We start from the raw sequence: 12,922 nt of genomic DNA on the forward strand, positions 1-12,922 counted from the left end.
GGGTTCGAAGTCGGCGAGCTGCATGGCACCCTCGATGGCCTCCCGAAGATGCGCGCCGCCCAGGTCGCCATCGCCACCCAGCGCGATGGTGCGCCCGAGGATGGCGCGCACGCGGACCATGTTCTCCTTCTGGTCGTGGTTTCGCGGATCGTGCTCGCTCAGTGCGGTTTCGATGGCGTCGTCGGCGCGGTACTCGGCGATGGCGGTAGCAAGGTCGCCCTGCATCAGCGCGATCTTGCCGAGGTTGTTGTGCGCCTCGCCCAGCAGCTCCTGCCAGTCCGTCTTGGGGTTTTTGCCGCGCACCAGCTCGCGGCAATGCGCGAGCATGCCTTGATACTGCGTGGCGGCCTGCTCAAGCTTGCCCTGCGACTCCAGTACATGGCCCAGGTTGTTGTCCACCGTGGCCCATTGCTGGATGAAGTCCTTGTCGGGCGCGCCGGCCACCGTGGTGCGCCGCAGGACATCCTGCGCCATCGTGAAGTTCTTCTCCGCGGCCGGCAGGTTGCCGCGGTACCACTCGGTGATGCCGATGAACGCGAGCACGCGCGAATAGGCCACCTGCCTGGCGACATTGCGTGGTTCGCGCTCCGCCAGCGATCCGGCGATGTTGGCGGCCGCCTGGTAGGACTGCATGGCGGCGTCGAGATGGCCCTGGTCCGTGCGAACGCTGCCGATTTTTTCCAGCGCCTTGGCGCGCTGTGCGAGCGAGACATCGGTGACGTCGTTGTTCGGCAACGACTGGAAGTAGGCCATGGCGCGATCGTCGACGGCTTCCATGATGTCCAGGCGCTGCACTTGCCCCAGCTTGTCGTTGAGGTCGCCCAGCATGAAGCTCACCAGGCCCTCGGCCTGGTTGCGTTCGCGCTCCGCGACGCGCTGCGCGTGCACGGCGATCACGGCCAGCGTCGATGTCACCAGCGTGATGGCGACAGCGACGGCGGCGACCGCCGCGAGGCGGCGCTGGTGCCGTTGCTGTTCGCGCTGCTTGAGTTTGTCGAAACCGATATCGAGCAGGCCGGCGATCAGCTTCAGCTTTGCATTGGTTCTGCCGTCCTTGCCGGGGCGTGCGTCGGCGGCGATGGGTTCGGTGCGTTGTCGGGACATGCCCTGGGAGGCGTCATCCCATTCGAAGCGCAGTGCGGGAGCAAAGCACTCCTCGCCTTCGCGGCCGGCGACGTCGCTGGTGTTGGGCTCGCCGGCGACGATCAGGCAGAAGATGCGGTCCGCATGTCCGAGCCGCTTGAAAGCCAATACTTCCTGGTTGACCCAATGCGAGCGGGCCGAATGCGGCGAGCAGATCACCACCAGGTTGGCCGACTCGGACAGGGCTTCGTTGACCTTGCGCCCAAGGTCGGTGGCGCTGGCCAGTTCGTCGCGGTCGCGGAAGATGGGCAACAGGCGCCTTGGCACGATGCCGGCGGGCGTCACTTGCCCCACCAGCCGCTGCGGTATCCGGTAGCTCTCCAGCGAACGATGCAGCCAGTCGGCCCAGGCCTTGTCCTGGTGGCTGTAGCTGATGAATGCGCGATACCGGATTTCCGGTACGCCGGGATCCTGCGCCATGACGAGTCGCACTCCTGTACCAGCCAGTGCAGTCCCTTGCCGGGTCATCCTCATTCATGGGCGGCGGTAAAGCTTAGGCCAGCGTCGGCATCGAAAGACGACTGGCTCCCCTAGGTTGCGCAGACTAGCACGTGCGCGGGTGGACGGACCTTATGGACGGCCATACGTCTGACCTTCCGTATGGCGTATTCCGTTCGCCGAATTCCTTCATGCGGTTTTCACGCGGCACCGGACCGAAACTACGACTGCCTGGCTGGCATGGCTCAGCGGTTCTTGATCAGCGGGTTGCTCGTATCCGGTTGGGGCGTGCGGTCGGGTGACGGCGGCGGGGCGGGGGCTGGTGCCGGGGCGGGCGCCGGAGCTGGAGCCGGCGCCGCCGCAGCGGCGATGTTCGATTCGAATGGCGATGCACCATCAAGGATGTCGTACATGCTGTTCTCCCAATGCAGTGAGGCAGGCGGGTCAGCGGTTCTTGATCGTCGGGTTGCCGGCTCCGCGGGGTTCATAGCCAACCACCAGAAGCGGCTTCGAAACGGTGGGGGAGCTGGTGGTGTCCGAGGTCATGCGACTACTGCGCAGGGCGCTAACCCGCGGAGGAAACGGTGATTCGAAACGAGTCCGATACACCACGCCGCCGATCGTGGCGCTCAGCCGGTAGTACCAGGTGCCGATCTTTTCTTCGAGGTCGTGGTCATCCAGCAACGCCAGGGTCTGGTCGCGATGGCCGAGCCTGGGAGGGCCGAAAATGCCGGGGAACGGCGGGCTTATCCAGAGGAAGCCCGGCGATATCGCATCGTTCAGCGCGTTGAAGTGGCCGGGCGCGCCATGGTGTTGCAGGGACCACTCGATGGTCTGCGGCCGGCGGTCCTTGGTGATGCGGATGGTGCTGTTGCGAATATCCACGTGCAGATACGGTGGCTTGCCAGGCGGCACGATCAACTTCACGGGAATCGTGTGCACGGTCATGGGATGCTCCGGTCAGTCAAGGGAGGAGATGGCTCGGCGAAAGCAACGGCTTCCCACGCGTTGCACATGCATCGCGGAGGGAAAAGAGCGGACGCGCACGCACTCCACGCGGAAAGCGCGGGTACGGCACCGGAAGGCCAGTGGATCGACACCATGCGCCATGACATGCCCGCTCCCAGACAAGAACACGCCGTCCCTGGACGGGAAGTCCTCGTGTACCGGGCGGTTGAGCCGATGACGGCGCGCGTTGCGCCGACTCCCCATGGCGTTGTCGATTATCGCGCGTCTTGCCTGCTGTTCCGCAAGATATCGCCTTCGCCTTCACCTGGACGTCACGCGAGGAAAGCCCGCAGCACCGCGGCTTCGCGGAAGGGCCCAGTAATTTTGCTTAGAAGCGCTACGTAGACTCCCCAATTGCCAGGGCCGCCCGAATCCGCAATGGTGCCGGCGGACATGCTGGCAGATGCGTGTCCTGCGCGCCTCCTGCGGCTTCATGCAGGTCGCGCTGTCAGGGAGTAATGCGCGCCTCGCTATGCGCCCGTCTCCCCAGGCGATGGATGAAGGGAGAGTCGGATGGCCGCAGCGCCCATCACCCCAAGTCGGCATGCGATCGGGACATGGCATGCGCTCGCCGTGTTGCTATGCGTTCTTCTGTGGTGGAGCGATGCCTGTCTTGCTGCGCAGGACGCGCTCCCTTCGTGGAATGACGGCCCTGCTAAGCGGCACATCGTGGACTTCGTGAAGAAGGTCACCGCTACAGGCTCGTCCGACTTCGTGCCGCCCGAACAGCGCATCGCCGTATTCGACAATGACGGCACGCTCTGGGCCGAGCAGCCCATCTATTTCCAGTTCTTCTTCGTGATCGACCAGTTGCAGGCGCAATCGCCGCAGCACCCCGAATGGAAGACCACCGAACCCTTCAAGTCGGCCCTCGCCGGTGACCTGAAAGGCGTCGCCGCATCGGGTGAAAACGGCATCGTGCAACTGGTGGCGGCAACGCATGCCGGCATGACCACGGAACAGTTCGCGCGAAACGTCAACGAGTGGATGTCCACCGCGCGCCACCCCAAGACGCGGCGCGTGTTCACCGAGATGGTTTACCAGCCGATGCTCGAGCTGGTGCATTACCTGCGCGACAACGGTTTCAAGACCTATATCGTTTCCGGTGGCGGGCAGGACTTCATGCGGGCCTGGGCGACGGCCGCCTATGGCATCCCGCCCGAACAGATCATCGGCAGCCAGGGCGAACTGAAGTTCGAGTTGCGCGATGGCAAACCCGTCTTGATGAAGGAAGCGAAGGTGGCCCTGGTCGATGACGGCCCGGGCAAGCCGGTTGGCATCGAGCGGTTCATTGGACGCAAGCCGATCTTCGCGTTCGGCAACTCCGACGGCGACCAGCAGATGCTGGAGTGGACCGCATCGGGCGACGGCGCACGCTTCGCCGGCCTGGTGCACCACACCGACGCGTCACGCGAATGGGCTTACGACCGCCAGTCACCGGTGGGAAAGCTGGACAAGGCACTCGATGAAGCGACGGCCAAGGGATGGACCGTGGTCGACATGCGCAAGGACTGGAACGCGGTCTTTCCGGCAGAGAAGAAGTAACGCAGTGAGGGTTGCGGCACCAGGCCAGGGTGCCGTCATGGAATGGCTTGCGTGATCACCGACGGTTGCCTGGCGCAGCCGCAACACCCTGGAGGTACCCCATGATTCCCCCGTGGCAGCGCAGTACCCTGTTGAAATCTCTCACGACGGTGGTGGCGACGGCCTTGCTCGTCGTCGGCGCCGTGACCATGGAGCCCAGTGCCGTCAAGGCGCGACCGGCGCAGGACCAGCAGCAGGAGCAGGGCGACAACGGCAAGCCCAACATCCTGGTGATCTTCGGTGACGACGTTGGCCAGTCCAACATCAGCGCATACACCATGGGCATGATCGGCTACCGGACGCCCAACATCGATCGCATTGCCCGCGAAGGCATGATCTTTACCGACTACTACGCCGAGAACAGTTGCACGGCGGGACGCTCGACCTTCATCACCGGCCAGACGGTGCTGCGCACGGGCCTGTCGAAAGTGGGCATGCCGGGTGCGGCCCAGGGCCTGCAGGATCGCGACGTCACCATTGCGCAGGCGCTGAAGGGGCTGGGCTACGCCACGGCGCAATTCGGCAAGAACCACTTGGGTGACCAGGACCGCTTCCTGCCCACCAAGCACGGCTTCGACGAATACTTCGGCAACCTCTACCACCTCAACGCCGAGGAGGAACCGGAGCGCCCGTATTGGCCAGCGAACAACCCTGCCTTCCTCAAGATGTACAACCCGCGTGGCGTGTTGCACACCTACTCGGATGGCAAGATCGAGGACACCGGACCGCTTACCGTCAAGCGCATGCAGACCATCGATGACGAGACGACGGGCGGTGCCATCTCGTACATCCAGAAGCAGGCGCAGGCCAAGCAGCCGTTCTTCGTGTGGATGAACTTCACGCGGATGCACATCTTCACTCACGTTCGTCCGGAGTTCCGCGGCAAGGCGGGACTGGGCACGCAGGGCCACGAATACGCCGATGGCATGTGGGAGATGGACCAGAACGTCGGCAAGCTGCTGAAGACGCTGGATGATGCCGGCATCAGCAAGAACACCATCGTCATCTTCACCACCGACAACGGACCGAACTTCTTCACCTGGCCGGATGCGGCGAACACACCCTTCCGCAGCGAGAAGGACTCCAACTGGGAAGGCGCCTTCCGCGTGCCGGCCATGATCCGCTGGCCGGGACACATCCGCCCCAGCACGGTCAGCAATGCGCTGATTTCCGGTCTGGATTGGTTTCCGACGCTGGTGGCGGCGGCTGGCGATGGCGACATCGTCAACAAGCTGCTGAAGGGAACCAGCATCGGCGGCAAATCGTTCAAGGTGCATCTGGACGGCTACAACTTCCTGCCATACCTGACTGGCAAGACCAATACATCGCCTCGCGATGAGTTCTTCTATTTCAACGACGATGCCGAGATGGTCGCGGTCCGATGGGATCCCGTCGAGGTCGGCGGTGTCAGGCCGGATGCATGGAAAGCCGTGTTCTGCGACCAGCGCGCCCCGGGCGGCTTGCAGATCTGGATGGAGCCCTTCACCTGCCTGCGCCTGCCCAAGCTCTACAACTTGCGCATGGATCCGTATGAGCGTGGTGATATCGGTCCCACCAGCGGCTATTACCAGTGGGAAACCGAGAACGCTTATCTCACCGCGGAGGCGGGCCGTCGTGCCGGCGCGTTCCTCGCTACCTTCAAGGACTATCCGCCCAGCCAGACGCCGGGCTCCTTCACCATCGACAAAGCCGTCGAGCAGATGAAGATGCAGTTGCAGAAGGAAGGCAAGTAAAGCTGGCGATGTCGGCGACAGGGATGTCGCCACCTCTCGTCTCACCACCGGCCGCCAGCACTTGCGCTAGCGGCCGGCCATCCCTTCATACTCATAGGGAGTCCAGCCTCGCGTGAGTTCCATGCCCAGTGCCGTGCAGCAGCGCCGCGTTGGAAAGCTCGCCTCCGCGGCCAAGCCCATAGCGTCCGCCATGGCGTTCTGGCCTGCGTTGCTGCTGTTCGGCTCCGGCGCCGCAGCGCTGGTCTACCAGCTTCTCTGGATCAAGCAGCTCTCGCTTGTGGTGGGCGTGGAGGTCTACGCCGTCACCGTCGCGGTGAGCGCCTTCTTTGCGGGTCTTGCGGTGGGCGGCGCATGGCTGGGGCGTGTGGCCGATGGTCTCGCGCGTCCGTTGCGGCTCTATGCATGGCTGGAATGTGCCGTCGCGTTGCTTGCGGTGGCCTCGACGTTGTTGCTGGCGCATAGCGCTGCCGCTTTTGCATGGCTGGAACTTCATGCCGGATGGGTTGCCTGGCTGTTGCCCTTTGCCCTGGTGGGTGTGCCGGCCGTGGCCATGGGTGGCACCTTGCCGGTGCTGGTACGGGCCAGTGCGCGGGACAGCGTGGCGCGTACGGGCGGGCAACTGTATGCGGCCAATACGGCGGGCGCGATCGCCGGCGTGTTGCTCGCGCCGTTCGTGTTGCTGCCTGCGCTGGGAGTACAGGCATCGGCACTCGCGGCAGCGGCGTTGAACCTGCTCGCGGCGGCCGTCGCTGCCGCGCTGGACCGTGGTACTCGCACGCCGGCAGCCGCACCGCCACAGGAGGGCATGGTGACGGTGGATCGATCGGCGCGGCTCGCGCTGGCGCTCTACGCCATCGCGGGCGGCATCGCCCTGGGCTACGAAGTGGTGTGGTCGCAGACCGTGGTGCAGTTCATGAGTACGCGCGCGTTCGCCTTCGCCATGATGCTGGCCGTCTATCTATCGGGTTTGATGGCGGGCGCCGCGATCTATGCGCGCTTTGCCGAGCGCGGGCGCGATGCGTGGTCGGCGTTTGGCGTGCTCATCGCACTCGCGGGCCTGGTGGCCTTGCTGCAGGTGAGCTGGCTGGGACCATGGCTCGGTGAGCTGCAGGCGTCCTTGGCCGGCTTGCTGACCGATGCGACCGGCAGCCGCCTTGCCGCGATGTGCGCACGCTTCGCATTGGCCGCGGCCGCCATCGTGCTGGCGCCGACGCTGTTGCTGGGCGCCGCCTTTCCCGCCGTGCTCCGGTTGTGCGCGCAACCGGGCAGGAGCGGGCAGGGCGTCGGCAGTGCGGTGGCGCTCAACACCCTGGGTGGCATCGTGGGCACGACGCTCACGGGTTTCGTCCTGGTGCCGGTATTCGGGTTGGTGCGCACGCTGGGCCTGCTGGCCGTCGCGGCCGCGCTTGTCGGGCTTGTCGCGGTGTTCGTGGGCCGTACGCCACATAAGGGAAAGCCCTGGCTGGTGCCGCTGGTGGGCGCGTGCTCGCTGGCGCTGGCGTTGCTGACGCCAGCGGACAAGCTGGCTGGCATGCTCGCGCAGACGCGCGGCGGCGAGCTCACCTATTACGAGGAAAGCCGCGGCGGGACGGTGGCCGTGCTGGCGCAGGGCAGGGAAGACACCACCTTCCATCGCCTTTACATCCAGGGCGTGTCCAATTCCGGCGACACCTTGCCTTCGCAGCGTTACATGCGCCTGCAGGCGTTGCTGCCGCTGATCATCCATCAGGGTGAACCGAAGTCCGCGCTGGTGATCGGGTTCGGTACGGGCATCACGGCCGGGGCATTGTCCCGATATCCAGGGCTCACCTCGCGCGTCGTGGCCGAGTTGCTTCCCGCGGTGGTGCGTGCCGCGCCGCAGTTCCAGGGCAACTACGGTGCCGGCACGGCCGACAAGGGGCTCGACATCCGCCTGCGCGATGGCCGACGCGAGTTGCTGCGCAGCACGCAGCGCTACGACATGATCACGCTGGAGCCGCCGCCGCCTTCCGCATCCGGCGTGGTGAACCTGTATTCGCGCGACTTCTATCGACTGGCGGCATCGCGGCTGAACGACCACGGTTTGCTGGCGCAATGGTGGCCGATCGCCACGCAGAACGACGAGGACTCGCGCGCCATGGTGCGCGCCTTCCTCGATGCCTTTCCCCACGCGACCTTGTGGACCACCGAGTTGCACGAAATGCTGCTGGTGGGCTCGAACGACCCCATCGAGCTGGACGCCGCGCAGATCGAGCGGCGATTCATGCAGCCAGGCGTGGCGGCTTCGTTGCGTGAAGTGGGCATCGGCTCGCCCGCGGCCCTGCTTGCCACCTGGGTGGCCGATCGCGCGTCGCTGGAGCGGTATGCCGGCGACACGCCCGCCGTGACCGACGACCATCCGAGCATCGAGTACGCGACCTGGGTGCGCCGCAACGAGATCGTGCGCGTGCTGCCCGAGCTGATCGCACTGCAGACACAGCCACCGCTTCGCGGCGCCAGTGCCGACCTGCAGGCCGAGATGCGGATGCAGCACGACGTGCTGTTCACCTTTTACGCCTCAGGCTTGGCCGCGTACCGGGGCGACCGAGAGCGCTGGGGCGGCGCGCTGCAGCAGGTGATGCGCGTGGATGGCGGCAATCCTTACTACCGGTGGATTGCCGGCGACGGTCCATAGCGTGGACGCGCGTGGCGCAGGCTGTGCCGGCATCGCGCGAGGAAAGTCAGGAGGCAGCGAGGGGCCATGAGCGCGCGAAAGGCGATCAACGCACTGCAGACGCAGATGGAGACATCCATCATCGGCCAGCGCGAGCTGGTCCGCCAGATGATCGTCGGCCTGCTGGCGAATGGACATCTGCTGCTGGAAAGCCTGCCTGGCCTCGCCAAGACGCGCGCGGTGAAAAGCATGGCGAAGCACCTCGACGCGCAGATGCGCCGCATCCAGTTCACGCCCGACTTGTTGCCTTCGGACATCACCGGCACCGAAGTGCTGCACCAGCAGGGCGGGCAGAACGTATTCCAGTTTCAACCCGGCCCGATCTTCGGCAACGTGATCCTCGCCGACGAGATCAACCGCGCTCCGGCCAAGGTGCAAGCGGCGTTGCTCGAGGCGATGGAGGAACGCCAGATCACGGTGGCGGGCGCCACGCACAAGATGCCGGATCTGTTCATCGTGATGGCCACGCAGAACCCGATCGAGCAGGAGGGCACCTATCCCTTGCCCGAGGCGCAGCTCGATCGCTTCCTGATGAAGGTGCTGGTGGGCTATCCCGAGCGCGACAGCGAGATCGGCGTGCTCGAACTGGTCCGCGGCGAAGAGATCGCCGCCGCCACGGGGGGCGACACGGCCGCGGATGCCGGGCTCATCGAGCCGGAGCGCGTGTTCGAGGCACGCAAGGAAATCCACGGCATCCATGTCGCGCCGGCCATCGAGCAGTACATCATGGCCATCGTCGACGCCACGCGGCATCCGGAACGTTACGACAAGACGCTGGGCACGTGGATCCAGATCGGCTCCAGCCCGCGCGGCGGCATCGCGCTGGAACGCACCTCGCGCGTCAATGCATGGCTGGAAGGCCGTCCGCACGTGACGCCGGACGACGTGCGCGCGATGGCCCATGGCGTGCTGCGCCACCGGCTCATCCTCACCTACGACGCGAGTGCCGAAGGCATCCACGCCGACCAGGTGATCGACAAGATCCTGGAATTGGTGGCGGTGCCGGCTTGATTCCACTCCCTCTCCCCGGAGGGGAGAAGGAGTCCAACGCGCTGCGGTATCCAACATGGCCCAGATACAACCCAGCGACCTCGGTACCGTCTACGTCACGCCTGCGCATCTGGCGCGGCTGGAGTACGACGCACGTCGCCTCGCGGCCACGCCGCATCGCCCGCACCACAGCATTCTCGCGGGACGCCATGCGTCGCGACTGCGCGGACGCGGACTCAACTTCGAAGAGATCCGCGCCTATGTGCCGGGCGACGACCTGCGTCATCTCGACTGGAAGGCGTCGCTGCGCGTAGGGCATGCCCTGGTGCGCTCCTATACCGAAGAGCGTGATCGTCCCGCGTTGTTCGTGGTGGACCAGCGCATCTCCATGTTCTACGGGACGCGGCGCGCCATGAAATCCGTGGTGGCGGCCGAGATGGCCGCGCTGGGCGCGTGGATGGCGTTCCAGGCGGGCGATCGATCCGGTGCCGTCGTGTTCGACGACAGCCGCATCGAAGCCGTGCGGCCGCATCGCAGCCGCAGCCGCGTGCTGGCCACGTTGGGTGCGCTCGCACGCAGCAACCAGGCGCTGCATGCCGACACGGCGGCGCGCCCCCAGGCAAGCCAGCTCGACGCGGCGTTGCGCTCGGCACTGCACCTGGCCACGCATGACTACCTCGTCTGCGTGGTGAGCGACTTTTTCGGTGCGGACGAGCAGACCCTGCAATTGGCGCGCGAACTGGCCTCGCACAACGATGTCATCGCCGTGCTGGTCTATGACCCGTCGGCTCGCGCCATGCCCGCCAGCGGCAAGATCGTGGTCACCGAAGGCGAGTTGCAGGTGGAGATCGACTTCGGCCGCAAGACCGTGCGCGAGCCGCTCAGCGCCATGTTCGACACGCGATTGCAGCAGACCGTGGACCTGTTGCGGCGCTGTGGCGTTCCGCTGCTGGTGCTCGATACCGAGCAGCCGACGGTACAGCAGGTGGCGCGCCTGCTCGGCCACTTCTCGCAGCGGAGGGCCTGAGGCGATGCCCGCGCTGCCCACCCCGCCACCGGCGCCATCGATCGCGGACCTCAAGGAGATCGCCTTGCCGCCGCCGATCCCCTATACGCCGCAGGCGGCGGGATGGTGGGTGCTTCTTGCGCTGGTGCTGCTGGTGGTGCTGTGGGGCGTGGCGTTGCGTCTGCATCGCTGGTGGCGCAACCGCTACCGCCGCGCCGCGCAGAGGGAACTGGCGGCGATCGAGCAGGCCGTGGCCGATCCGTCGCAGCGGCAGGAGGCCCTGGCCGCCGTGCCTGCATTGGTCAAGCGCACCGTGCTGACATGGGCGCCACGCGAGACGGTGGCGCCACTCAGCGGCGAAGCATGGCTTGGCTATCTCGACCGGACGCTGGCCGGCGATAGTTTCACGCGCGGGGCCGGCCGGCACCTGCAGGCACTTGCCTATGGCGGCGGTGACATCACGCCCGATGATTCGCAAGCGCTGCTGGCCTTGTTGCATCGCTGGATCGATGACCATGTTCCAGCTTGAGTACCCCTGGCTGCTGCTGGTGCTTCCCTTGCCGCTGCTCGTGTGGTGGCTGCTGCCGCCGTATGGCGAACGCACGCGGGCCATACGCGTGCCGTTCTTCGACGAGCTGGCACGCATCACCGGGCAGACGCCATCGCGCGGCGCGGTGATCCTGCGCGGCAACTGGCTCAGGCGCATCCTGGCGCCCTTGTGCTGGGTGCTTGCGGTACTGGCATTGGCCAGTCCGCAATGGCTGGAGCCGCCGGTGGAACGCACCGAGTCGGCGCGCGACCTCTTGCTGGCCATCGATCTCTCCGGCTCGATGGCGACGCCCGATTTCGTGGACGAGCGCGCCGAGCGCATCGATCGCCTCACGGCGGTCAAAGGTGTCGTGGACGATTTCATCCGGCGCCGCACCACCGATCGCATCGGCCTGATCGTGTTCGGTACCAATGCGTTCCCGCAGACTTCGCTCACCCTCGATCACGTGGCGGTGCGCGACCTGCTGCAGGAGCTGCGCGTGGGCATGGCCGGGCCGCAGACCGCCATCGGCGACGCCATCGGCATGGCGGTGAAGATGACCGAGCGTTCGCGGCAGCGCGAGCGCGTGCTGATCCTGCTCACCGATGGCAACGACACCGCGTCGCGATTGCCCGCCGAGAAGGCGGCTGCCATTGCCAGGGAACATCACATCGTGATCCATACCATCGGCATCGGCGACCCCGGCGCCGTGGGCGAGAACCGCGTGGACCTCGATGCACTCAAGCGCATCGCCGCGGCCACCGGCGGGCGCAGCTATCGCGGCGAAAACCGGCAGCAGCTCGCGGATATCTATGCGCTGCTCGACCGCATCACGCCGAGCAAGGTGAAGCATTCGGTCTACCGCCCCAGGGTGAAGCTCTACTACGTGCCACTGGGTGTTGCCTTGCTGCTGATCCTCGCCTATCACCTGCTGATGCTGGGGCTGGTCGCGCCGCTGAGGCAGCGCCGCACGGCCATGGCCGATGCCGTGGCCGGTACGACGGAGGCCTGAGGAATGGACCAGGGTTTCCATTTCATCCGACCGCTGTGGCTGCTGCTGGTGCCGCTCGGGCCGCTGCTGTGGTGGTGGTGGCAGCGGCGCAACGATCCGCTGCAGCGATGGAAGGGCATGATCGCGCCGCACCTGCTGGCGCACCTGGTGGTGGGCGATCACGGGCATTGGCGCGTGCGCCCCATCCACCTGGTGTGTGCGGTGCTGGTGATCGGCGGCATCGCTTGCGCGGGTCCCACCTGGGAGCTCGATCCGCCGCCCTTCGCCGAGGATCGCGCGCCGATGGTGGTGGCCATCGACCTGTCGCCGGCCATGAACGCGATCGATGTCTCACCCACGCGGCTGGAGCGCACCAAGCAGAAGGTGCGCGACCTGATGAAGCTGCGAGCCGGCGGCCGCGTGGGCCTCATCGTCTACACCAGCACGGCGCACATGGTGTTGCCGCCCACCGACGATCCGGACCTGATGAATCTGTTCCTTGGCGCGCTATCCACCGATCTGCTGCCAGCAAAGGGGCAGAACGCCGCCGCGGCGCTCTCGCTGGCCGATCGCATGCTCGACGCGGAGAGCGATCCAGGCACCATCGTGTTCTTCACCAGCGGCTTCGACGACACCCAGATCCGCGCGTTCATGGAGCATCACGAGGCCTCGCGCCAGCAGGTCCTGGTGCTCGCCGTCGGCACCACCAAGGGCGGTCCGCTGCGCGCAGCTTCCGGTGCGCTGGCCATGGGAGCCGATGGGGCGCCGGTAGAGTCCAAACTGGACGACGAGGCGCTGCAGCGTCTTT

General features: G+C 66.0%; 11 protein-coding genes. 8 read left to right on the forward strand and 3 right to left on the reverse strand.

Going from position 1 to position 12,922, the window contains the following annotated elements; all coding sequences use genetic code 11:
* The 3 genes from JMF82_RS20130 to JMF82_RS20140 form a co-directional block, all read right to left on the reverse strand.
* A partial coding sequence (locus JMF82_RS20130) for a toll/interleukin-1 receptor domain-containing protein (RefSeq protein ID WP_201316311.1) occupies positions 1 to 1,563 on the reverse strand: 1,563 nt, incomplete at its 3' end.
* A gap of 263 nt (positions 1,564 to 1,826) precedes the next feature.
* Positions 1,827 to 1,994 carry a hypothetical protein gene (locus tag JMF82_RS20135; protein WP_201316312.1) on the reverse strand — a complete coding sequence of 56 codons (168 nt, stop codon included), beginning with the start codon at positions 1,992 to 1,994 and terminating at the stop codon, positions 1,827 to 1,829.
* 31 nt (positions 1,995 to 2,025) lie between these two features.
* A complete protein-coding gene (locus JMF82_RS20140; RefSeq protein WP_201316313.1) occupies positions 2,026 to 2,529 on the reverse strand; it encodes a hypothetical protein in 504 nt (167 codons plus the stop codon).
* Between the two features lie 738 nt (positions 2,530 to 3,267).
* Here JMF82_RS20140 and JMF82_RS20145 point away from each other — a divergent pair.
* The 8 genes from JMF82_RS20145 to JMF82_RS20180 all read left to right on the forward strand — a co-directional run.
* On the forward strand, positions 3,268 to 4,134 hold the full coding sequence (locus JMF82_RS20145) for an HAD family hydrolase (protein ID WP_236585599.1): 867 nt from the start codon (positions 3,268 to 3,270) through the stop codon (positions 4,132 to 4,134).
* Positions 4,135 to 4,235: 101 nt separating this feature from the next.
* On the forward strand, positions 4,236 to 5,906 hold the full coding sequence (locus JMF82_RS20150) for an arylsulfatase (protein ID WP_201316315.1): 1,671 nt from the start codon (positions 4,236 to 4,238) through the stop codon (positions 5,904 to 5,906).
* A 121-nt stretch (positions 5,907 to 6,027) separates the two neighbouring features.
* Positions 6,028 to 8,559, forward strand: coding sequence for a fused MFS/spermidine synthase (locus JMF82_RS20155; protein WP_201316321.1), 2,532 nt, complete (start codon positions 6,028 to 6,030; stop codon positions 8,557 to 8,559).
* Between the two features lie 66 nt (positions 8,560 to 8,625).
* Positions 8,626 to 9,609, forward strand: a complete 984-nt coding sequence (locus JMF82_RS20160) for a MoxR family ATPase (protein WP_201316316.1) — start codon at positions 8,626 to 8,628, stop codon at positions 9,607 to 9,609.
* Between the two features lie 55 nt (positions 9,610 to 9,664).
* On the forward strand, positions 9,665 to 10,615 hold the full coding sequence (locus tag JMF82_RS20165) for a DUF58 domain-containing protein (protein WP_201316317.1): 951 nt from the start codon (positions 9,665 to 9,667) through the stop codon (positions 10,613 to 10,615).
* A gap of 4 nt (positions 10,616 to 10,619) precedes the next feature.
* Positions 10,620 to 11,123 (forward strand): DUF4381 domain-containing protein, encoded by a 504-nt coding sequence (locus tag JMF82_RS20170; RefSeq protein ID WP_201316318.1) that lies wholly within the window; start codon positions 10,620 to 10,622, stop codon positions 11,121 to 11,123.
* Positions 11,110 to 12,135: a VWA domain-containing protein gene (locus JMF82_RS20175; protein WP_201316319.1), complete on the forward strand. Its 1,026-nt coding sequence runs from the start codon at positions 11,110 to 11,112 to the stop codon at positions 12,133 to 12,135. Before JMF82_RS20170 ends, JMF82_RS20175 begins: the two co-directional genes overlap by 14 nt.
* Before the next feature lie 3 nt (positions 12,136 to 12,138).
* On the forward strand, positions 12,139 to 12,922 hold a 784-nt coding region (locus JMF82_RS20180; protein ID WP_201316320.1), incomplete at its 3' end, for a VWA domain-containing protein.

This window comes from Dyella sp. EPa41 (assembly GCF_016586165.1).
In the GTDB taxonomy this organism is placed as follows: domain Bacteria; phylum Pseudomonadota; class Gammaproteobacteria; order Xanthomonadales; family Rhodanobacteraceae; genus Dyella.

Excerpts from the sequence above, each read along its gene's own strand:
- JMF82_RS20140 (WP_201316313.1), bottom strand. The coding sequence starts at position 2,529 with ATGACCGTGCACACGATTCCCGTGAAGTTGATCGTGCCGCCTGGCAAG.
- JMF82_RS20175 (WP_201316319.1), top strand. The coding sequence starts at position 11,110 with ATGTTCCAGCTTGAGTACCCCTGGCTGCTGCTGGTGCTTCCCTTGCCG.
- JMF82_RS20155 (WP_201316321.1), top strand. The coding sequence starts at position 6,028 with ATGCCCAGTGCCGTGCAGCAGCGCCGCGTTGGAAAGCTCGCCTCCGCG.
- JMF82_RS20165 (WP_201316317.1), top strand. The coding sequence starts at position 9,665 with ATGGCCCAGATACAACCCAGCGACCTCGGTACCGTCTACGTCACGCCT.
- JMF82_RS20135 (WP_201316312.1), bottom strand. The coding sequence starts at position 1,994 with ATGTACGACATCCTTGATGGTGCATCGCCATTCGAATCGAACATCGCC.
- JMF82_RS20150 (WP_201316315.1), top strand. The coding sequence starts at position 4,236 with ATGATTCCCCCGTGGCAGCGCAGTACCCTGTTGAAATCTCTCACGACG.
- JMF82_RS20170 (WP_201316318.1), top strand. The coding sequence starts at position 10,620 with ATGCCCGCGCTGCCCACCCCGCCACCGGCGCCATCGATCGCGGACCTC.
- JMF82_RS20160 (WP_201316316.1), top strand. The coding sequence starts at position 8,626 with ATGAGCGCGCGAAAGGCGATCAACGCACTGCAGACGCAGATGGAGACA.